Source organism: Streptococcus sp. 1621 (assembly GCF_013276615.1).
Classification (GTDB): Bacteria; Bacillota; Bacilli; order Lactobacillales; family Streptococcaceae; genus Streptococcus.
On the sequence record NZ_VMLJ01000038.1, the window covers coordinates 20459 to 42965 of the forward strand.

The 22507-nt window shown below is 42.6% G+C and carries 19 protein-coding genes and 1 riboswitch; of the genes, 4 read left to right on the forward strand and 15 right to left on the reverse strand.

What is annotated here, in order from left to right; translation table 11 throughout:
* Nucleotides 1-87: 87 nt before the first annotated feature.
* Nucleotides 88-1362, forward strand: coding sequence for a serine--tRNA ligase (serS, locus tag HT697_RS08780; protein WP_173262960.1), 1275 nt, complete (start codon nucleotides 88-90; stop codon nucleotides 1360-1362).
* A gap of 23 nt (nucleotides 1363-1385) precedes the next feature.
* Here serS and HT697_RS08785 read toward each other — a convergent pair whose 3' ends face one another.
* From HT697_RS08785 to zapA, 6 genes are all read right to left on the reverse strand, one after another.
* Nucleotides 1386-2285 carry a TDT family transporter gene (locus HT697_RS08785; RefSeq protein WP_173262963.1) on the reverse strand — a complete coding sequence of 300 codons (900 nt, stop codon included), beginning with the start codon at nucleotides 2283-2285 and terminating at the stop codon, nucleotides 1386-1388.
* A 232-nt stretch (nucleotides 2286-2517) separates the two neighbouring features.
* Nucleotides 2518-3066, reverse strand: coding sequence for a carboxymuconolactone decarboxylase family protein (locus tag HT697_RS08790; RefSeq protein ID WP_000206767.1), 549 nt, complete (start codon nucleotides 3064-3066; stop codon nucleotides 2518-2520).
* Between the two features lie 131 nt (nucleotides 3067-3197).
* Entirely contained in the window at nucleotides 3198-4520 is a 1323-nt protein-coding gene (locus tag HT697_RS08795) for a sodium:alanine symporter family protein (protein WP_112444382.1), read from the reverse strand.
* A 90-nt stretch (nucleotides 4521-4610) separates the two neighbouring features.
* A riboswitch (glycine riboswitch) is annotated at nucleotides 4611-4699 on the reverse strand.
* 163 nt (nucleotides 4700-4862) lie between these two features.
* Entirely contained in the window at nucleotides 4863-7199 is a 2337-nt protein-coding gene (locus tag HT697_RS08800; RefSeq protein WP_173217959.1) for an endonuclease MutS2, read from the reverse strand.
* A gap of 103 nt (nucleotides 7200-7302) precedes the next feature.
* Complete coding sequence (locus tag HT697_RS08805) at nucleotides 7303-7851, reverse strand: CvpA family protein (protein WP_173217961.1); 549 nt, start codon at nucleotides 7849-7851, stop codon at nucleotides 7303-7305.
* The gene (gene zapA, locus HT697_RS08810; protein ID WP_000002019.1) at nucleotides 7848-8150 is read right to left on the reverse strand and encodes a cell division protein ZapA; all 303 of its coding nucleotides are present in this window, start codon (nucleotides 8148-8150) and stop codon (nucleotides 7848-7850) included. Before zapA ends, HT697_RS08805 begins: the two co-directional genes overlap by 4 nt.
* A gap of 86 nt (nucleotides 8151-8236) precedes the next feature.
* Here zapA and rnhC point away from each other — a divergent pair, with 86 nt between their 5' ends.
* The 3 genes from rnhC to HT697_RS08825 all read left to right on the forward strand — a co-directional run bounded on the left by rnhC (nucleotide 8237) and on the right by HT697_RS08825 (nucleotide 12327).
* Nucleotides 8237-9118, forward strand: coding sequence for a ribonuclease HIII (gene rnhC, locus HT697_RS08815; protein ID WP_173217963.1), 882 nt, complete (start codon nucleotides 8237-8239; stop codon nucleotides 9116-9118).
* Between the two features lie 3 nt (nucleotides 9119-9121).
* Nucleotides 9122-9736, forward strand: a complete 615-nt coding sequence (gene lepB / locus HT697_RS08820) for a signal peptidase I (protein ID WP_001083986.1) — start codon at nucleotides 9122-9124, stop codon at nucleotides 9734-9736.
* A 224-nt stretch (nucleotides 9737-9960) separates the two neighbouring features.
* Nucleotides 9961-12327: an ATP-dependent RecD-like DNA helicase gene (locus HT697_RS08825; RefSeq protein WP_173218062.1), complete on the forward strand. Its 2367-nt coding sequence runs from the start codon at nucleotides 9961-9963 to the stop codon at nucleotides 12325-12327.
* A gap of 47 nt (nucleotides 12328-12374) precedes the next feature.
* Here the strand turns inward: HT697_RS08825 and tig are convergent, their stop codons facing one another.
* From tig to HT697_RS08870, 9 genes are all read right to left on the reverse strand, one after another.
* Nucleotides 12375-13658, reverse strand: a complete 1284-nt coding sequence (tig, locus tag HT697_RS08830; protein ID WP_173217965.1) for a trigger factor — start codon at nucleotides 13656-13658, stop codon at nucleotides 12375-12377.
* Between the two features lie 157 nt (nucleotides 13659-13815).
* Nucleotides 13816-14448, reverse strand: a complete 633-nt coding sequence (locus HT697_RS08835; RefSeq protein ID WP_173217968.1) for a response regulator transcription factor — start codon at nucleotides 14446-14448, stop codon at nucleotides 13816-13818.
* A 13-nt stretch (nucleotides 14449-14461) separates the two neighbouring features.
* Nucleotides 14462-15457 (reverse strand): sensor histidine kinase, encoded by a 996-nt coding sequence (locus HT697_RS08840; protein ID WP_054373750.1) that lies wholly within the window; start codon nucleotides 15455-15457, stop codon nucleotides 14462-14464.
* The gene (gene liaF / locus HT697_RS08845) at nucleotides 15454-16152 is read right to left on the reverse strand and encodes a cell wall-active antibiotics response protein LiaF (RefSeq protein WP_173217970.1); all 699 of its coding nucleotides are present in this window, start codon (nucleotides 16150-16152) and stop codon (nucleotides 15454-15456) included. The genes HT697_RS08840 and liaF overlap by 4 nt, the downstream gene beginning before the upstream one ends.
* A 77-nt stretch (nucleotides 16153-16229) precedes the next feature.
* Nucleotides 16230-17240, reverse strand: coding sequence for a type 2 isopentenyl-diphosphate Delta-isomerase (gene fni, locus HT697_RS08850; RefSeq protein WP_054373746.1), 1011 nt, complete (start codon nucleotides 17238-17240; stop codon nucleotides 16230-16232).
* Complete coding sequence (locus HT697_RS08855) at nucleotides 17224-18231, reverse strand: phosphomevalonate kinase (RefSeq protein ID WP_054373744.1); 1008 nt, start codon at nucleotides 18229-18231, stop codon at nucleotides 17224-17226. The genes fni and HT697_RS08855 overlap by 17 nt, the downstream gene beginning before the upstream one ends.
* A complete protein-coding gene (gene mvaD, locus HT697_RS08860) occupies nucleotides 18218-19171 on the reverse strand; it encodes a diphosphomevalonate decarboxylase (protein ID WP_054373741.1) in 954 nt (317 codons plus the stop codon). Before mvaD ends, HT697_RS08855 begins: the two co-directional genes overlap by 14 nt.
* Complete coding sequence (gene mvk / locus HT697_RS08865) at nucleotides 19153-20031, reverse strand: mevalonate kinase (RefSeq protein WP_173217972.1); 879 nt, start codon at nucleotides 20029-20031, stop codon at nucleotides 19153-19155. The genes mvaD and mvk overlap by 19 nt, the downstream gene beginning before the upstream one ends.
* 174 nt (nucleotides 20032-20205) lie before the next feature.
* Nucleotides 20206-22347 (reverse strand): SHIRT domain-containing protein, encoded by a 2142-nt coding sequence (locus tag HT697_RS08870; RefSeq protein ID WP_240149839.1) that lies wholly within the window; start codon nucleotides 22345-22347, stop codon nucleotides 20206-20208.
* Between the last annotated feature and the right edge of the window lie 160 nt (nucleotides 22348-22507).

The following is a 22507-nucleotide window of genomic DNA, read 5'->3' on the forward strand; positions in this document are numbered from 1 at the left end:
CAAGTGCACACCTGTGAAGTTGGATGGAACCGTGGCCCTGCCACTCCAACGCTTTGTCAGGTGTGCTTTTTTCATAAAGGAGTTCTTATGTTAGATATCAAACGTATTCGTACAGATTTTGATGCTGTCGCAGAAAAATTGGCTACACGTGGTGTAGATGCTGCTGTCTTAAACGAGATGAAAGAAATCGATGCTAAACGTCGTGATATTTTGGTCAAGGTTGAAACTCTCAAGGCTGAACGTAACACAGTTTCAGCTGAGATTGCCCAAGCTAAGCGCAACAAAGAAAATGCAGATGACAAGATTGCTGCCATGCAAACTCTATCTGCTGAGGTCAAAGCCTTGGATGCTGAATTGGCAGACATCGATGCTAAATTGACAGAATTTACCACTACTCTTCCAAACATTCCAGCTGACAGTGTTCCTGTTGGGGCTGACGAAGATGACAATGTGGAAGTTCGCCGTTGGGGGACTCCACGCGAGTTTGACTTCGAACCAAAAGCTCACTGGGATCTTGGTGAAGAGCTTGGTATCCTTGACTGGGAACGCGGTGGTAAGGTAACAGGCGCTCGCTTCCTCTTCTATAAAGGCCTCGGTGCTCGTTTGGAACGTGCCATCTACAACTTTATGTTGGATGAACATGGAAAAGAAGGCTATACGGAAGTCATCACGCCTTACATGGTTAACCATGATTCTATGTTTGGGACTGGTCAATATCCAAAATTCAAGGAAGATACTTTTGAACTCAGCGACAGCAATTATGTCCTTATTCCTACAGCTGAAGTTCCTCTAACAAACTACTACCGTGATGAAATCCTTGACGGTAAAGATCTGCCAATCTACTTCACTGCTATGAGTCCTTCATTCCGTTCTGAGGCTGGTTCAGCTGGTCGTGATACTCGTGGCTTGATTCGTTTGCACCAATTCCACAAGGTTGAAATGGTTAAATTTGCCAAGCCAGAAGAATCTTACGAAGAATTGGAAAAAATGACAGCAAACGCTGAAAATATCCTTCAAAAACTTAACCTTCCATACCGTGTCGTTGCCCTCTCTACTGGAGATATGGGCTTCTCAGCTGCGAAGACTTACGACTTGGAAGTTTGGATTCCAGCGCAAAATACCTACCGTGAAATCTCAAGCTGTTCAAACACAGAAGATTTCCAAGCCCGTCGTGCCCAAATCCGTTACCGTGATGAAGCAGACGGCAAGGTGAAACTCCTCCATACCTTGAACGGTTCTGGACTTGCAGTTGGACGTACAGTGGCTGCAATTCTTGAAAACTATCAAAATGAAGATGGTTCTGTAACCATTCCAGAAGCTCTTCGTCCATACATGGGTGGAGCTGAAGTTATCAAACCATAAAAAAAAGGTTTAGCTATTTCTAGCTAGACCTTTTTTCGTAACCAAATCAGATAAGCGCCTAATACAAAGAGCAAAATAATTAGGCAAATAACAGTTTCAGCCAGTACCAAATAATCCAAAAATGGAAGTTTCAAGAGTCCCTGAGCCATCTTGAGCGAGGTAGCCGTGATAATGGTTGGGAAGGTGAGGGCTGAAAAGGCTGGTTGAAAACCTTGTTTTAAAATATTGGGCAGGCGAGTCAAAACAAAGAAAAAGAAGGATTGAGAAGCCAAAATCATGGCAATCAAGAGCCAAGTCGGTAGGCTGGCTCCTCCAACTCGAACTAGAGAAGCCAAGAGTAGAGAGAAAGGAGCGCAGTAGATCCCTTCTTGTCCAAGCATGGATTGTGGGAGTGGATGTTTCTTTAAATCGCTATAAATAAGCGGGTAGAGATAGAAGGTCAAGAGAAATCCAAAACTCAAGGTCGCATAGGCAATTTCGATGATACCTACAAGAGGATAGGTCAAGGCTGCTACTGCTATCCCCACATAGAGAACCGTCCAGCTTGGAGTCGCATGAACCCTCCGCCCTGGATAGGCAAATTTGATAGTGAAGCCAGCAATCAGAGCCACATCCAAGAGAAATGAAAACCACCAGAGCCCTTGCGCTACCAAAGGAAGATGAGGTAAGACGCGAAAAACATAGGTAGATAAAATCATCCCAGCCATAGGAAAAGTGCCCATCCCTGACAAAAGAGGGGGCTTGGTCAATTCTTGCTTGGTTTCCTTCCAATTAAAGAGATGAAGAATCAGAAAGTAAATCCACAAAATCAAACCTGTCAGACTCAACAGATGGGACAGAACCGGCAACGTATCTAAAATAAGATTTCCAGCTCCTGCCAAACCTAGCAAACAACCTGAAAATACTAAGGGGAGTTTTTTCATCCTAACCTCCAATAATCATGTTAGTTTCAGTATAGCATAAAAGCGCTTAAATGAGGACTTAATACTCATCGAAAATCTCTTCAAACCACGTCAGCTTCTATCTGCAACCTCAAAACACTGTTTTGAGCAACCTGCGGTTAGCCTCCTAGTTTGCTCTTTGACTTTCATTGAGTATTAAAAAAAAAAAAAACGAAGTCCGATTATTTCAGACTTCATTTTACTCAGATATGAATTAAGCATAAGGTTGCAATTCTGGGTTAATTGGGGTATTAGCTAGATTGTTGGCATAGTTACAGAGGCTTGCTAGACTGACACCAAGAACCACATCCAAGGCATTTTGTTGGCTATAACCAGCTTCTAAAAACTCAGCTAAGGCTTCATCTCCTACACGACCCTTGGTATTGATAACTGCCAAGGTAAACTTAGCTAGGGTGTCCAATTTAGGATCTGTTTCAATTGGAGTACGATTGCGAAGGGCTTGAAGCAGATCATCATTCATCTGGATTTGTTTGATTGAAAAGGCTGTGTGACCTGCAACACAGAAGGCACAACCATTGGTCACGGCTGCCGTGATTTGCACGACTTCGCGCTCAACGGGTGTCAGGCTATTGCGACGGTTGATAGCTCCGACAGTACGATAAGCCTCTAAAGCAGTCGGTGCATTAGCCAAGAGACCGATTAGGTTGGGAATATAGCCATTGTTATCTTTTTCTACTGTTTCAAGAACCTCTTTCACTTCTGCTGGCGCTGATTCTACTGTATGAATTGTAAATGTTGTCATCATAAAACCTCTTTTCATGTTGTTGAAATCTAGTCTATCACAGATTCTATACCTTGTATAATATATATTTTAAATTACACTGATAGAAATTTTTTATGAAAGCAAAAAATCACACGCGGTGTGTGATTCCATTATTTATCAAAATACTTTTTAGTTTCAGCAATAACGACTGGCGACAAGACCAAGAGGGCAATCAAGTTTGGCAGAGCCATCAAGGCGTTGACAATATCTGCGATAATCCAAACCATATCCAACTCGATAAATCCTCCCAGCAAGACCATGAGCACAAAAACCACACGGTAGAGCCAGATAAAGCGAACCCCAAAGAGGAACTCAAAACAGCGTTCTCCATAGTAGTTCCAACCTAGAATCGTTGTAAAGGCAAAGAGAACAAGGAAGATGGTTAAGAGGGCAGGTCCAAAGTGTGAAAAGACTGTTGAGAAGGCTGACTGAGTCAAAGCCACTCCATTCAAGTCACCACTCCAAACACCAGTTACCAAGATGGTCAAACCAGTCAGAGTACAGATAATGAGGGTGTCAATAAAGGTTCCTGTCATGGAAATCAAACCTTGCTCTACTGGTTCATTTGTCTTAGCCGCAGCAGCTGCAATGGGAGCAGAACCCAGACCAGATTCATTTGAGAACACACCACGCGCCACACCATTTTGAATAGCCATCCGAACGCTAGCACCAGCAAATCCACCTACCGCAGCAAGGGGATTAAAAGCTGAGGTAAAGACTAAAGCAATTGTAGAAGGAATTTTCCCGATATTAAAGAAAATAACTGTAAGAGTTCCTAAGATATAAATGATAGCCATAAAAGGCACAACAGTAGTTGAAACCTTTGAAATGGACTTGAGTCCGCCAAAGACTGCAATCGCTACAAAGACAGACAAGACGAGAGCAGTGATAGCTGGCGAAATAGTCGTTGTATTCTGGATAGATTCTGTAATCGAGTTAACTTGAGTGAAGGTTCCGATTCCCAAGAGAGCAACCAGTACTCCTGCTACTGCAAACAAAACAGCAAGTGGACGCCACTTTTTTCCCATCCCTAGAAGGATATAATGCATGGGACCTCCCGCTACTGCACCATGGTCGTCCTTGGTGCGGTATTTGATGGCCAAGAGTCCTTCCGCATACTTGGTAGCCATTCCAAAGAAAGCCGCCATCCACATCCAAAAGAGGGCTCCAGGCCCCCCCACCTTGATAGCCGTCGCAACCCCTATGATATTCCCTGTTCCAACGGTTGATGCCAAGGCTGTACACAGAGCTGCAAAACTGGATACATCCCCATGTCCCTTATCCTGGATAAAAATAAGCTGAAAGGCCTTGGGCAGACGCAAAACCTGCAAGAGTCCTAGCCGAATAGTTAGGTAAAGCCCTGTTCCGACCAATAAAATCAAGAGGGGCGGTCCCCAAGCAAAAGCATCGATTGATTTAAGCAATTCTAACATTTCCTTCTCCTATCTTTTCAACCCCAAAAGAAAGAGCACATGCAAGATACATGTACTCTGGAATGCTTAGATAAATGCTAAAAAGCGGTCTATCCTAGCTCTGTCCTTTTACCTGAGAGTTTGAGCAGTTGCCTGCCTTGCCCCTTCGGTGCCTTTACGGTCTCTCCAGAGTTCCGTCCATTTACAGTCATGGAAAATCAAACGATTCCCCACTTCTATTAAACTTCATTCGGTGTTGGTATTTAATTGATTCTTATTTTACAAAAAATGTTGGCTTTTGTCAATGTGTTTATTAGTAAAAATTAGTTCAACAGTTTTTACTTTATAAAGTCCAGAATACTGCTATCCTTTAAAAGTGACAATAGTTGCGCCACTCCCTCCAGCATTTTGTGGGGCATAGCCGAAACTCTTGACATGTTTGTTTCTTTGTAGGTATTTGGTGACACCTTCACGGATGACACCTGTTCCAATACCATGAATGATATCAACTTGAGCCATATTATTAAGCAAGGCTTGGTCGATAAAGGCATCTAGCTCATTCATGGCCTCTTCATAACGTTTGCCTCGAAGGTCCAGTCTGGCTTGTGGGCCACGACCAGAAGTTCGTTTCACGACATTGACCTGTTTCTTCTTGACTTGCTTTTCTTGCTGGGCTTGAACAAGGTCAAACTCTTTCTCTTCCAAGGTCATCTTAATCAAGCCAACTTGGGCTTCCCAACGGCCATCCTTAAGTTGACTGGTCAGGGTACCACGCTGTCCATAACTGAGAACAACGATATCATCTCCCACCTTTGGAGCACGTTTTTTCTTGGCCTTTTGAAGGACCTTGTTTTTAGACAAGTCCACTTTTTCAGGAGCCAATTTTTTCAGCTTGGCCTTGGCTTCAATGATTTCATGAGGTTTGAGCTGGGACTTACTGTGGAGATTTTTGAGAATCTGGTCACTCTCACTGAGGGCCATGGCCACAATCTCAGCAGCCTGTTCACGCGCCTTATTAAGCTCGGTTTCCTTTTCACGATTGAGTTCATTGTAGAGTTTTTTTAGCGCACGATTCATCTTGAGATTTTCTTGCTCCACCTCACGGATATTGTCCAAGCGTTTGCGACTCTCTAACGTCTGCTCTTCCAGTTGCTCAATAATCCGATTGACATCATTGTCCTGATCGACCTGCTGGCTTGCCTCCCCTACAATAACTTCAGATAAGCCTAAACGTTTAGCAATTTCAAAGGCATTGCTTCGGCCAGGAACTCCCTGCATAAAGCGATAGGTCGGGCGTAGAGTTGCAGTATTAAACTCCATGCTGGCATTTTGCACAAAGGCTGTCTCAATACCGTAGGCCTTGAGTTCCGGATAGTGGGTAGTCGCCATAGTCTTGACTTGACGCAGGCGAAGGTCCTCCAGAATAGCCATGGCAAGGGCGGCTCCCTCTTGGGGATCTGTACCAGCCCCCAACTCATCCAAGAGCAAGAGCGAATGCTGGTTGACCTTACCAAGAATATCCACAATATTGGTCATGTGGCTAGAGAAGGTAGACAAGCTCTGTTCAATAGACTGCTCATCGCCAATATCGGCAAAGATTTCTTCAAAAATACCAACACGACTTCCCTTATCTGCTAAAATCGGCAAACCTGACTGAGCCATAACCTGCGTCAATCCCAGAGTTTTAAGCATGATGGTCTTCCCGCCCGTATTGGGACCTGTAATGACAATGGCTGTTAAATCTTGGCCAAAATGGACATCATTTGCGACGGCATTTTTGACCAAAGGATGACAGACATGGAGCAGTTGAATCTCTTGATTTTCTGACAGCTGAGGAACGACTGCTTGCCTTTCTTGGATAAAGCGTACCTTGGCACGAATCAAGTCCAGATGGCCGATAATCCAAGCGTCATTAGCAATCTCAGCCGCATGAGGTCGGACACGCTCAGAAATTTCTTGAAGAATTCGAAGCATTTCATAGCGCTCATCTGCTCGCAGACTAGCAATTTCCTCGCTCAGTTTGACCACCTCACGGGGTTCGATATAGACGGTGTTTCCGCTGGCAGAAATATCATGAACAACACCTGCAATCTTATTGCGGTAGGTATTTTTAACTGGTAAAACCTGACGGCCATTTCTGCTGGCAACGATTCCTTCCGTCAACATCTGCGACTTTTGCTTGAGCAAATCTTGCAAGACATCGCGTACCTGACTCTCACTATCATGGATTTTTCGACGGATGCGCGCCAATTCTTCACTGGCAAAATTTTCAATAAAACCTGCATCATTAAAGGCTTGGAGATTTCCTTGTAATTGCGGAAAATCGTGTAATTTCTCAAACCAAAGGGCTAACTCTTCCAAGCTGACATTTTCCAGATTGGCATAAAAACTTTGCAGTTCTCGGCTAGCAAGAAGCACGCGCTTCAAGAGGAGGAACTCCTCGATATTGAGATCTGCCCCCATCTCCAACCGCTTGCAGACTCCTGCGATTTCCTTAATTGCGAGAATGGTAAAATGCGGTTGCTCGATAAAGAGAGCCTGCATTTCCTTCATCTCAGCAAAAGCCTGTTTAATTTTATCTGCCTTAGCAGTCGGAGCCAGCTGTCTCAATTGCTCCAAGCCCTGCTCGGTCAACAAATGGGGTTCAAACAAAGCCTTGACCTTATTGAACTCTAATGTTTCTAATATTTTCTTATTCATCTTTATTTCCTTGTCTTTGAATGTCTAGGTGTGGTAGCTTTTTATATTCTGATAGATTCGAGTCAAATCTGTAAACAAAGGGCTAGGAAAACTCCTGCCCTTTTTATCCGATTAAATTTGTCACCCAGATTTGTTTGAGCCAACTAGTTGTTACTGGTATGCTCTGGATGATGTGTTTTGCGACGATACTCTTTTCAAGAGGATTTTGTATAGCTGCCATGGGAATGGTTGCTAGTATGGTCAAGGCCATTTGCAAGACAAATAAGGTCACCAACATGGACAAGATCCCTGCTGAAACTTGGAACAACTTACCACCCAGTTTTTTACTAGGAATCAAGTGTAAGAGGAGACCAAGCAAACGACCTATGCTATAGACAACCCCGAAAACCAACAAGTAGCCGATACCTGCGTAAAAGACCTTATCCAACTGGAAAAGTTGATCCGATGGGAAAAAGAAAGTTCCCTGACCTTCCTGCGGATTTGCATAAGGGAGCAGCAAATGAAATTGCTCTCCAATTCCCTTGTAAAACTGGCCGGCCACAAAAGCCGATGCCATGGCTGAAATCAGGTAATAAACCTGTAAGAGCAGGCCTCTCCGATAGCCGATATAAAATCCCCAAGCCAAGACCAATAGAAGAAGGAGTGAAATCATAAGGAATCCTCAATCTTGCTCTGTTCTTGCTTGCAAGTCACAAGCTTGTGACGGAGTTCTTCTAATTCTTGCTCCTTATCATCAAATTCAATCTCACGGCTGAGCTGAGTTGATAAACAGTTGACTGCCAACAAAAGAGCGATTGTTTCATCGTCTGCACTAGGCATTTGTTCTTTAATTGCTTGGTATTTTTCTGTCGCAACCTTGGCGATTTCCTCCATAAAAAGGTTATCATGCTCGCTTGTCAAAGTTAATGATTTTTTCCCGAATGTAAATTTGAATCGATTTAGATTTGCCATAAAATTCACCTCACGATATTATACCAAAATTCGCTAATTTTGTCAGTTTTTACAAATTTGCCTGCTTTTATGGTACAATAGAAACTATGGCAAGTATAACACTCACACCAAGTGAAAAGGAGATTCAGGCTTTTCTTGAACACTATCAAACCAGTCTGGCTCCCAGCAAGAATCCCTATATCCGCTACTTTTTGAGGCTACCCCAAGCAACGGTTTCTATCTATACTTCTGGAAAGGTCTTACTTCAGGGTGAAGGGGCTGAGAAATACGCTCGTTTCTTTGGCTATCAAGCTGTAGAGCAAACCAGCGGACAAAATCTCCCTTTGATTGGGACAGATGAGGTAGGAAATGGTTCCTACTTTGGTGGACTTGCAGTTGTGGCTTCCTTTGTCACACCTGACCAGCATACCTTCTTGCGAAAACTCGGTGTAGGGGATTCCAAGACTCTGACCGACCTAAAAATCCGTCAGATTGCCCCTATCCTCAAAGAAAAAATCCAGCACCAGGCACTGCTTCTCTCACCAAGCAAGTACAACGAGGTCATCGGAGACCGCTACAATGCTGTTTCGGTTAAGGTTGCCCTCCATAATCAGGCTATCTATCTCCTCCTTCAAAAAGGCATCCAGCCCGAGAAAATTGTGATTGACGCCTTTACCAGTGCTAAAAATTATGACAAGTACTTGGCGCAAGAGGCCAATCGTTTCAGCAATCCTATTAGCCTAGAAGAAAAGGCCGAGGGCAAATACTTGGCCGTCGCAGTTTCTTCTATCATTGCGCGTGATCTCTTTCTAGAAAATCTTGAAAATCTGGGACGAGAACTGGGCTATCAACTTCCAAGTGGAGCTGGAACGGCTTCTGACAAGGTGGCTAGCCAGATTTTACAAGCCTATGGTATGCAGGGACTAAATTTCTGCGCCAAACTGCACTTTAAAAATACTGAAAAAGCGAAAAAACGCTTAGAAAGGTAAGTTATGAATTCATTTAAAAATTTCCTAAAAGAGTGGGGATTGTTCCTCCTGATTCTGTCATTACTAGCTTTAAGTCGTATCTTTTTTTGGAGCAATGTCCGCGTAGAAGGGCATTCCATGGATCCAACCCTAGCGGATGGCGAAATCCTCTTTGTTGTCAAACACCTCCCTATTGACCGTTTTGATATCGTGGTTGCCCATGAGGAAGATGGCAATAAGGACATCGTCAAGCGCGTAATTGGAATGCCTGGCGATACTATCCGTTACGAGAACGATAAACTTTACATCAATGATAAAGAAACGGACGAACCTTACCTAGCTGACTACATCAAACGCTTCAAGGATGACAAACTACAAAGCACTTACTCAGGCAAGGGCTTTGAAGGAAATAAAGGAACTTTCTTTAGAAGTATCGCTCAAAAAGCCCAAGCCTTCACAGTCGATGTCAACTACAATACCAACTTTAGCTTTACTGTCCCAGAAGGAGAATACCTTCTCCTCGGAGACGACCGCTTGGTTTCGAGCGACAGCCGCCACGTAGGTACCTTTAAAGCAAAAGATATCACAGGGGAAGCTAAATTCCGCTTCTGGCCAATCACCCGTATCGGAACATTTTAAGAAATCGAAGAGGCCGAGAATCAAGAATCTCTGCCTCTTCTTCTATCGTGAGAATATGATTATTCGCTACCCAGTTTGATTAAGATAGAAACAAAGTTATACTCAATGAAAATCNNGATAGAACTGACGAAGTCAGTAACATATATACGGCAAGGCGAAGCTGACGTGGTTTGAAGAGATTTTCGAAGAGTATTAACTCTCACCTATTTATGCAAAGGAATCTTATGGAAGTTTATTTTTCAGGAACCATTGAACGGATTATTTTTGAAAATCCCAGCAATTTTTATCGCATCCTCCTCCTAGAAATCGACGATACAGACGCAGAGGATTTTGATGATTTTGAAATCATTGTCACAGGAACCATGGCTGATGTGATTGAGGGAGAAGACTATACATTTTGGGGGCAAATTGTCCAGCACTCCAAGTATGGGGAACAACTGCAAATCAGCCGTTATGAACGCGCAAAACCAACTAGCAAAGGCTTGGTTAAGTACTTTTCAAGTAGCCATTTCAAGGGAATTGGTCTCAAGACAGCTCAGAAAATCGTGGATACCTATGGCGACAATACCATTGACGAAATTTTGCAACACCCAGAAAAGTTAGAAGGCATCACAGGACTCTCTGCCAAAAATCGAGAGGCTTTCGTCTCCACTCTCCGCCTCAACTACGGAACCGAGATGGTTTTGGCCAAACTTGCCAACTACGGTATTCCCAATAAATTAGCCTTCCAGATTCAAGACTTTTACAAGGAAGAAACCCTTGATGTGGTTGAAAATTATCCCTACCAACTGGTTGAGGATATCAAGGGTTTGGGCTTTACCATTGCTGACCAATTAGCGGAGGAACTAGGCATCGAAAGTCAGGCTCCTGAACGCTTCCGCGCCGGTCTAGTTCATAGTCTTTTTCAGGCCTGTATGGAAACAGGGGATACCTATGTTGAAGCACGGGATTTGTTGGAACAAACCCTAACTCTCCTTGAATCTTCCCGTCCCGTGGAACTGGATCCCAGCCAAGTGGCCCAAGAACTCTCCTACCTAATCGAAGAAGACAAGGTTCAGCAGGTTGATACCAAGATTTTTGACAACAGCCTCTTTTTCGCGGAGGAAGGCATCCGCAGTCACTTGGTTCGTATCCTTGAAAAAGGAAAACAGAAGAGCCAGGATTTAGAAACCATTCAAAAGCATATCACTACTGTCGAAGAAGAGCTGGGGATTGAGTACGATAGCATTCAAAAACAGGCGATTTGTGACGCTATACAGAACAAGGTCTTTATCCTGACAGGTGGACCTGGTACTGGTAAGACAACTGTTATCAATGGGATCATCGCTGTTTATGCCCTTTTAGAAGGACTTGACCTCAGGAAAAAAAGCAATCTGCCCATTCTTCTTGCTGCTCCAACTGGTCGAGCCGCTCGGCGCATGAATGAATTGACAGGCTTGCCTAGCGCTACTATACACCGTCACTTGGGAATGACAGGGGACGATGATACCAGTCATCTGGAAGATTATCTGGATGCCGACTTTATCATCATAGATGAATTTTCCATGGTGGATACTTGGCTGGCCAATCAACTCTTCTCCAACATCTCTTCTAACAGTAAAATCCTTATCGTGGGAGACAGCGACCAGCTACCATCTGTCAGTCCTGGACAGATTCTAGCCGACCTGCTTCATATTCCCTTGATTCCTCAGACTCGCTTGGAAAAAATTTATCGTCAAAGTGAAGAATCAACCATCGTCACCCTAGCTAGTCAGATTCGACAGGGAATCTTGCCAGCTGATTTCACCCAGAAAAAAGCTGACCGTTCCTACTTTGAAATTGCTAGTAGGCATATTCCTGCTACCATTGAGAAAATCTTAGGCGCTGCCCTCAGAAGTGGTATTCCTGCCCGTGATATCCAAGTTCTGGCTCCCATGTACCGAGGGACAGCAGGGATTGATGCTATCAATCAGCTCATGCAAGACCTGCTCAATCCACCACAAAAAGACCAACTCAGTTTTGAAGCTCCCCAGTGTCACTATCGCAAGGGAGACAAGGTCATTCATTTGGTCAACGACGCTGAAATCAATGTATTTAATGGAGATTTGGGAGCTATCACAGACCTGATTCCTGGTAAATACACCGAGTCGAAACAAGACGAGATTGTCATTGATTTTGATGGCAACGAGGTCTCTTACCCACGTAACGAATGGTACAAGATTCGCCTGGCCTATGCCATGAGCATCCATAAGTCCCAGGGAAGTGAGTTCCCTGTTGTCATCCTACCTATCACTAGTGCTAGTAGGCGTATGCTGGAGCGCAATCTCATCTATACAGCCATTACACGCGCCAAAAGCAAGCTTATCTTACTAGGCGAATTACAGGCCTTTGATTATGCTACCCAACACATCGGAACTGCCCGAAAAACCTATTTGATTGAACGCTTCAGTGATTTATTGGAGAATGTTGAAGAAAAGCAACAAGCTATCTCTGAAACAGTCGCATCAAGCGCCTCTGAAGAATCCTACATCCTAACCGAAGAAAACTGGGACAGCATCCCGGCCATGATTGGGATTACAGACGCAGACCTCAAAGAGATTTTTGGAAAATAGTGCATAAGAAAACCCACCAATTCAGGTGGGCTTTTATCTTATTAAGATTATTTTACTGTTGCTGTGCTTGTGATCAATTCAACAGCTTTTTTGATTGTGATATCATGTTTCAACATATCAGCTGAAAGCAAGCTTTGTACTTGAGCCACTTCCATGTTGTAGTCTGTTGCCAATTGCTCGATTTCTTTTTGGATTTCTTCTTCTGAAGCGTCAAATCCTTCAGCTTTCGCAACTGCTTCGATAACAAGGTTAGTCTTAGTACGTGACTCAGCTTCTGCTTGGTATTGATTGTGAAGGTCTTCTTGAGTAGTTCCAGTGATTTGGAAGTACATGTCAGGGTTGATACCTTGACGTTGCAAGTTTCCAAGGAATTCGTTTACTGAACGGTGAACTTCTTCGTGGATCATTTCTTCTGGAAGTTCTACGATTTCAGCATTTTCAACTGCTTTATCGATTGCTGCACCTTCTACTGCATCTTTGTAAGCTTCTGCTTTAGCTTCAGCTAATTCCTTGCGGTATTTTTCTTTCAATTCAGCAAGTGTTTCAACTTCTTCATCGATGTCTTTTGCAAGCTCATCGTCAAGAGCTGGAACTTCTTTTGCTTTTACTTCGTGGATAGTTGTTACGAATTTAGCTTCTTTACCTGCAAGATCTTCTGCTTGGTAGTCTTCTGGGAATGTTACAACTACATCAACAGTTTCACCAGCTGAGTGACCTACCAATTGATCTTCGAAACCAGGGATGAATTGACCTGAACCAAGTCCAAGTGAGAAGTTTTCACCTTTTCCGCCATCAAATTCAACACCGTCGATAGAACCAACAAAGTCGATAACAACAGTGTCGCCGTTTTCAGCAGCAGCTTCCTTGATAACCAATTCAGCCAAGTTGTTGCGTTCGCGTTCGATACGCTCTTCAACGTCAGCGTCAGTTACTTCTTTTTCTACATCTACTGATACTTCAAGGTTTTTGTAGTCACCCAATTTTACTTCAGGTTTTGTAACGACTTCAGCAGTGATAACCCAGTCTTGACCTTTTTCCATTGAAGTTACGTCAATTTTTGGTTGCGCAACGACTTCAAGACCAGCTTCTTTTACAGCTGCTTCATAAGCGTTTGGCAAAAGAGCGTTTATAACGTCTTGGTAAAGTGATTCTTCACCAAATTTTTTGTCGAAGATAGGACGTGGAAGGTGACCTTTACGGAAACCTGGAACATTAAGAGATTTCTTCACTGAGTTGAAGACACGGTCCAATTCTGGTTTGATTTGGTCTTGAGAGATAGTGAAAGTCAAGACACCACGGTTTGTTTCTTTGTTTTCAAATGATACAGACATTCTGTCATTTCTCCTTAAAATTTTTAAATACAGTCTATTATAACATAAATGAGCGACTTTTTTCAAGTAATGACTGCGCTTTTCAATCATGCTGGAGCTACTTCACTTCTTTGATACTCAACGCAATCATTTCCCCAATATTATTCTTATATAACAATTAAAAATCCTCATGCCCCACCAAGTGGTGCTGAAAGGCATAGACCGCTGCCTGGGTACGATCGCTGACTTCCAGCTTGGCTAGGATGTTGGACACATGGGTCTTAACCGTCTTGAGAGAGATAAAAAGTTCATCAGCGATGCGCTGATTTTCGTAGCCCTTGGCAATGAGTTGAAGTACATCTCGCTCACGCGCAGTCAAGTCCTCATGTAGTTCTATGTGATTGCGGTGGTATTCGACCTTCTTGCTAACCTCTTGCTCAATAGCTAACTCGCCAGCAGCCACCTTACGGACAGCATGGAGCAGTTCGTCTGCACTAGAAGTCTTAAGCATATAGCCGCGAGCACCTGCATTTAAGACAGGCATGATTTTTTCATTGTCCAAGTACGAAGTTACAATCAAAATCTTGGCTTCAGGCCATTCTTTGAGGATAGCCAAGGTCGCATCAATTCCATTCATCTCAGGCATGACGATATCCATGACAATGACATCTGGACGTAATTCCAAGGCCAAGTCAATGCCCTGAGATCCGTTGGATGCCTCACCCACAACTTCTACATCGTCTTGGAGGTCAAAGTAGCTTTTCAAGCCCAATCGGACCATTTCATGGTCATCTACTAGTAAAATTTTCATCTTTACTCCTTTATCATTCCTTATCAAGCAGGCGAATACGGATATCAACCGCCAGTCCTTGCTTGGGAGCTGTCAAGAGTTGAACTGTTCCAGCCATATCTTCAACCCTCTCTTTGATATTTCGCAGTCCATAACTCAAGTCGTCTAAGTTCCCTAACTGGAAACCAATCCCATTGTCCACCACCTTCAGCTGTACTTCAAAATCTGTCTGATAGAGATAGACATCCAGACAAGAGGCCTGGGCATGGCGAAGGGTATTGCTAATCAACTCTTGCAGAATACGGAAGATATGCTCCTCGATTTTCTTAGGCAATTTCGTCACATTTTGCTTGAAACTAACCTTGAGATCACTCTTGTCCTCAAGCTCTTTTAAAAGGATTTGAATTCCTTCAACCAGACTCTTCTGCTCCAGCTCAACTGGTCGCAAATGCAAGAGCAAGACCCGTAAATCCTTCTGGGCAGTTTCTACAATAGCTGTGACACTCTGCAACTGGATCTGCATCTTTTCTCTATCCAATTTCAAAGCCTGTTGACTGACACCTGACAAAATCATGTGAGCCGCAAACAACTCCTGACTGACGGTATCGTGCAAATCCCGAGCAATCCGCTTCCGTTCCTTCTCGATGATTTCCTCTTCCTGAGCAAGACTCTGATTTTCTGCTTTTTGAAGAGCTTCTGTCAAAAGATTAAGTTTACCTGACAAGGACTTGAAACTGGCATCCAAATCTGGATCTGCAAGCTGAACCACTTCTTGCCCTGCCAATAAACGCTTGAGATTAGCCTGCATCTTTCTTAGAGAAAGCTCTTCAATACCTCGCCAAAATAGGGCTAAGAGACAGGTCATGGTCATGCTGAATATCAACAACAAAAAGACAAATTTTTCTGTTTTTTCGACATCATGCAAGAAAATAGACCAGTCAAAGTCAAGGATTTCCAGCAAGCTGTGGGAGAAAAATAAGACAAACAGGAAGGAGGTGAGAGCAATGATTACATAGGCTTGTTTTTTCATCCTCTAACCACCTCCACATCGCCAATCATAGTGGTCAAGAAAATCTTGACACTCTTGTTACTCTTGAGATAGTCTCTTGTTTCTTGATGATAGTGTTCATTACGGAGGGCTCGCTTGGGTTGATTGAAAAAAGTCAAATCACCATAGAGACAGTTAACGCTAAGACTGACTTCCACATCTACAGGCACAATGATTTTGGTCGTTCCTACCATCTTTCTGAGGATAATGACATTGTCATGATTGGTTAGAATGACCCTCTCCAGATGAATAGTGTCCTTCCCCATGAAACGAAAGAGATTGATATCATCAAACTGGCAAGTCTGGTAGCTTGAAAAATGATGGAGATTTCCAAACCAACGATTTTTCTCCTTCTTAACCGTTACCACCTCTTCAAAGACCAAATTGGTCTGCTCTTTTTCCTGATTCATCATCGGATAAAGAAGAAAGAGGCTATAGATAACCGCAACAAAAATAGCTAGAATCACAAAGGGATTAAGCATGACGATGAAAAAGAAGAGAATGGTTGCAACCACTAAAAGAAGATTATTGCCCTCTTTACCAGTGTAATAGCGAATCAAAAGCAAAAAGAGGAATAAAATCAGCAGAAAACGCGAAAAATGCTCTGATACCATCAAAATCAGAGCTCCTGTCAGAAGACAGGCTTCGATAAATAAAAAGATTTTAAATTTTCTCATAGGTGCATCCTCTCCCTTCTATTTTATCACAATTCAAAAAAGTCACCTCAGTCTGAGGATGGAAAAAAAGGCGGTGGTTACGCCTTTTTCATCTGATCCTTTGCTTCTTTTAATTTTCCATAAAGAAGATAGTCTACTTTTTGCAGATCTGCTATGGTGACACAATTAAGGGCACACATAATCAAACGCAGATCGTCTTTCCAGCCTTGGACAATGCCAATCACTTCTTCAACTGAATAGGTTTCAACCAATTCCAGAACTGTTCGAGACAGTCCTACAGCCTTGGCACCAAAGACCAAACACTTAATCATATCCAGCGGATTGCGAACACCTCCACTGACCAAGAGTGCAACCTTATCTTTCCATTCTTGGGCATTGAGTAGGGCCTGCATGGTGGACTGGCCCCATTGATTGAGGTAATCACGTTGACCACTGCGACGGTTTTCGATATAGGCAAAGCTGGTACCACCACGACCCGATAGGTCAACGGTTTGAACCCCTAGTTCATAAGCTCTCTCAATTGTCTTCACATCCATTCCAAAGCCCACTTCCTTGAGGACAATAGGAACAGGGATTTGCTTGCTGTAGTCTGCTAAATGCGATTGCCAGCTTCGAAACTTTCTTTCTCCCTCAGGCATAAGCAATTCCTGCATAACATTGACATGCACTTGCAAGAGAACAGGATTCATCTCTTCTACAGTCTGAAGTCCCAACTCAACAGGCTTGTCCAATCCAATATTGGTTCCAAGAAGGAGATTTGGATAGCTAGACTTAACAGAAAATGAGGCATCTGTAGGATCCTTTAGGGCTGCGCTATAAGAGCCCGTTACAAATAAAATACCACAGGTTTCTGCCACCTGAGCTAGTTTTTGATTGATTTCTTTACCTTTTTCACTCCCACCTGTCATGGCATTGATATAAAAAGGAAAGTTCCACTTTCGACCAGCAAATTCTGTCGAAAGATCGATTTCATCCAGGTCGTAAAGAGGCAAGGAAGAATGAATCAACTCCACCTCATCAAAGCTATTATAGGAACTTTTCTGCTCAAGGGCATAGCGGATATGCTCGTCCTTACGATTTGTCGTCATGTCCTATCCTTTCTTGATATAAGAGCTCAATCCCCAGATCGGCCCAGCGATTTTTTAAAGTTTCAGTTGATTGCGCATCAAAACTCAAGGCAATGCCACAGTCACCACCACCCGCACCGCTACTCTTGGCACCAGCCTGCAAATCTTGACTGGCTTCTTTCAGTTGTCTGAGCGAAGGCGTGTAAATATCTGTGCTCAAGCCTTCTAAAAGCTGACTGGCTGTTTCCACCTGCTCGATAATTTTTTCTGCTTCCCCCTGCTCCAAGGCTTCTACTAAAGCAACTACCGTTTCTTTTGAGGAATTTAAAAAATTTTGATTGATATTTTGCTTGATTTGTTGAACCATATGACTCGATACAGCCACTTCCTTGGTCCATCCCACTAGAAAATCACATTCTAATGTTGGTTTCACTTGTGAGATAGAAAAGCCCCAATCACGCTCCAAAACTGTTGCCAAGTTTTCTTCTTCCAACCAGGCAGCCACCTTCTGGCGATCAAATGACTGGTAAAGGACCAAATCCTCTACCACAATACAGGCAAGGTCTCCCATGGAACCATTGTCTCCGCGCTTGAGCAAGACAGCGCTAGCCAACTTGAACAAGAGCTCCTGATTAACCGAAATATCATATAAAGCCAGTAAGGACTTGACAACCAAGACAACGACGCTACCACTAGATCCTAGACCAAACTTTTTCCCTTCTCGTTCCATTTTTCCTCGAATTTCTAGAGAAAAAGGTCGCAAGGTTTGCCCACGATAAACGAGGAAATCTTCCACTAAAGCAATCGTTTCTTGAATCAAGCTGTAGGCAGGATTGGGTGTCAAATCCACTGCGAAATCAAACATATCTGAATAGATACGGTAACTATCAGAAAAAGCAATCTCTCCCCTCATATAGATGGGAATGGCCTTTATCAAGGCTAACTGTCCTGGATTTAAAATAGCATATTCACCTGCCCAATAGAGTTTTCCGCAAGTTTTAACAGCAATCATCTTGGCTCAAATCCTTTGTTTTTGACACAATCAAGCGATAACGCTGACTGAAGATTTCAGATAAATGCTCCAAGTCTTTCTCCTGACAGAGGACCTTGACATTGGGACCAGCATCCATGGTAAAGTAGCAGGCCTCTCCTTGCTCACGAAGCTGGCGGACAAAGTCCATGGCTTCATAGCTTGCATCAGTCAGATAAGAAAAGGCTGGTGATGCTGTTTTGGTCGTAGCATGCATAGCCAGGGCATTTTTCTCCGTTAATTCCCCAACCTTGGCAAAGTCATTTTCCTTAAGGTAAACCAACATATCCTGATAGTCCTTCTCAGACTGACGCACCCAGTCGTCAAAAGTCGTCGAGGTTTCCACACAGAGTTTCATCCCGTCACGGCTAGAAATTGGTTTTTTCTTGTCTTCTAGCACCAACATCATCATAGCTAGTTTCAAGTCTGTCTCGACAGGGTAAATTTCTCCACTATCCTTATCCCAGGCACCTAGCGGTCCATAAAAACTCCGAGAAGAAGAGCCTGAGGCAAACTTAGCCTCCTGTGCCAACTGACTTCTATCCAAGCCAAGCTTGAAATAAGCATTGCAAGCCTTGACCAGGGCGGACAAACCACTAGAGCTTGAAGACAATCCCGCTGCGGTAGGCATATTGTTTTGAGTATCAATACGGACAAAGCCCTCACCAGCTGGACGGTAGCGGTCAATAATCTTACTCATCTTGGCATGCTCAGCCTCGTTTTGTAGCTGACCATTGATATAAAATTCATCAGAAGTCGCATCCGTCGGTAGAGATGACAAAGTCGTCTCCGTATACATATTTTCCAAAGTCAGAGAAATACTGCTAGTAGCAGGCACCATCTCTTTTTCTTTTTTCTTTCCCCAATATTTAATAATAGCAATATTTGCGTAGGAACGTACTGTTACAGGCTCTCGATCCATGTCTGAATAGCTCCTTTCTCTTCTAATCTTTCTGCTAGTTCTTGAGCTTGAGTCAAATTGGTTGCCAAGGCTATGATACAGCCTCCAAGCCCACCACCGCTCATCTTGGCACCCAGAGCACCATGGCTAAGAGCCGTTTCGACTAAAGAATCTGACTCAGGACTACTGACACCAATTTCTTTTAAATGTAAATGTGCTTGACTGAGGATTTGTCCCAGCCCTTCAGCATCTTTTTGTGAAATCGCAACTTCTGCCTGCTGGGTCAATTCTCCCAAGTCATGCAAAAACGGTAGGGCATCTTTCCCCTTATTTTGAACCACTTGGATGGCTTCACGAGTATGGCCATAAACACCTGTATCAGCAATCACCAAATAGGCAGATAAATCCATCTCAAGCTCTGTAAATCCTACATTCTTAATAAATCGAATAGGCTGGTCACTGAGACAGGTCTTGGCATCCAAACCACTCGGATTCATATGGGCAATCATCTCAGCCCGATTAACCAAGATTTCTAGTACATCATGAGGCAGTTCTGCCTGATAATAGTCAAATACAGCACGAATGGCCGCTATGCTGATAGCTGCTGACGAACCCATTCCCCGTTTTTCAGGGATAGCCGAGTCAATCTCACAGCGAATGCAGGCTTCTTTGATATCCAAATACTCAAGCGAAGCATAAACTGCCATGGACAAGGTATCCTCCTCATAGAGACGCCAAGGACTCACTGCAGGAACTACCTTACAAGTTACCTCCACCTCCAAAAGAGGCAGGGAAATGGCAGGATAACCGTAAACGACCGCATGCTCCCCTATTAAAATTATCTTACTATGTGCCTGACCGACACCAACTTTTTTTGTCATGTTTTCCTTTTACTAGACGAAAAGATCGTCTTATTTTTTCATACCAGTATTTATTCTTTCCTATCTATTTTATTATATTTTCACAAAAAAAGCGATTGTTTCCTTCACAATCGCTTTTCCCATTATAAGGATATATTTCCATCATTTTATTATTTAAACGATTTCTAGCAGGTACTATTCTTCTCGTTTTTTAGGAAATACCGTCAAAGCAGCTAGGAGAGATATGCCACCTAGAGCTACCAACCATTCATCTTGTTGACTACCTGTCTGAGGTAGTTCATCCTGCTTGTACACTTCAGTACTTCCTTGATTCCAATTCTCTGAAGGAGTTGGACTTGGTACCGGACTTGGGTTTGGTGCCGGGCTTGGACTTGGTGCCGGGCTTGGATTTGGTGCTGGACTTGGACTTGGTGCCGGGCTTGGATTTGGTCCTGGATTTGGTCCTGGGTTTGGATTTGGTCCTGGGTTTGGATTTGGTCTTGGGTTTGGATTTGGTCCTGGGTTTGGATTTGGATTTGGCGTAGGTTCTGGTTCTTCTACATATTTCCAAATCCCCACAAATTGGATATCTGCTTTGTTTATTGTTTCTGTATCTTTTTTATAACCTTTAAATACCCAGCTTCCTTTTCCATCCTTCACATCTGTTTTTGTTGGAGATTCTGCTTTAACTTCCTTTCCGTTAATATACTCATTTTTATCTGTAGGAGTTAATTCGGTAATATTCTTCGGTAATTCTTTCCCTTCAGTCCCACTTTCAAATTTGTAGGTTACACCGTATTTTTTAGCTTCGAATACCCATGTTCCTACAAATTCTACATCTGCTTTATTTACTGCTTTATTTTCAGCATCGTAACTCTTGAATACCCATTTTCCATCATTTGCTGTATCAACATACTCTGTTTTTGTTGGTTGAATTGTTGTTACATTTGATTTATCTACATAACGGTTTTGGTCTGTGGGTTTATAGTTTTCGATTGCTGCTGGTAATGTCTTACCTGGTGTCCCACTTTCAAATTTATAGGTTACACCGTATTTATTAGCCACGAATACCCATGTTCCTACAAACGCTACATCTGCTTTATTTACTTGTTTATTTTCAGCATCGTAGCTCTTGAATACCCATTTTCCATCATTTTCTGCATCTACGTACTCTGTTTTTGTCGGTTGAGTCGCAACTACATTTGCTTTATCTACATAACGGTTTTGGTCTGTTGGTTTATAGCCTTCTATTGCTGCTGGTAATGCTTTACCTTCTGTTCCACTAACGAATTTGTATGTTACACCGTATTTATTAGATTCGAATACCCATGTTCCAATGAACTCCACATCTGCTTTGTTTACTTGTTTTTTAGCTTCATCATAACCTTTGAAGACCCATTTTCCATCGTTTTCTGCATCTATATACTCTGTAGTTGTCGGTTGTGTTGGTGTTACATTCGCTTCATTTTCGTAAGTAGCTGTATCTTTTGGCTTATAGTTTTCGATTACTGCTGGTAATACTTTTCCCTCTGTTCCACTTTGGAATCGGTAGGATACATTATAAAATGTAACATAACCTAGTTCTAAAACGTTAGCTTCTACTTTGTTAATAGGTAAATTTGTAGCTGAATCCAGGCTTAACCAGCCACTACCGATTCTACCTGCACTTGGATGAACATTACCCTCAACAGAACCTGTTACTTTTAGTACTGTATTTCCATTTGTATCTGCTAACTCTTTGGCTTTATCTTGATTAATACGAACAACCATCTGATTGATTTCTTCATCACTCTTATTAGGGAACAAGGCTTTAAGTTCTGTTGATGTAAGAGATCGAAGTATCATATTGCGCATAATTGTTTCAGCAATAGACTTACCTTCATCCGGTTTTACTACACTCTCAGCTATACGCTCATTTCGTTCATTTTCCGGTCTATTACTATCATATCCGTTTAAAGATCTAAGAATCATTCTAAATGTTATATTATGGTTACCTTTAGTTTCAACACCAAATGTGACTCTAGGGTCCGTATTACTAACGATTGAATTAAAGCTATCTTTTGTATTTCCTAAGGCTGTCCCTTCTTTTGAATACACATTTAGGATTTCCTTCGTTCCATCTTCCTTAATTCCAAGAGCATACAATGGTCTCCATGAGTAACCATTAAACTCTGCATATAATTTTTCCGGAACAACTAAATCTTTGTCTAAATTCACATTTAAGTCTACATAGGTGTAAGTTTTTTTCTTTTCATCTAATTTAAAGTTATTATCCTTGTATGTGTTGGATAAAACCGGACCAACATATCCTACATGAGGATTTCTATACACAGTCATCGCTGTAGTTTTATCCATTTCAAACTCAGCTTTTAAAACCACTTCATTCACTTTTGTAGTATCATTATTGTCCGGTTTATACTCATCAATGATACGGCGGGGAATTTTTTTTTTTTTTTTTTTTTTTTTTTTTTAAATTAGTATTAGGTAATAATTTTTT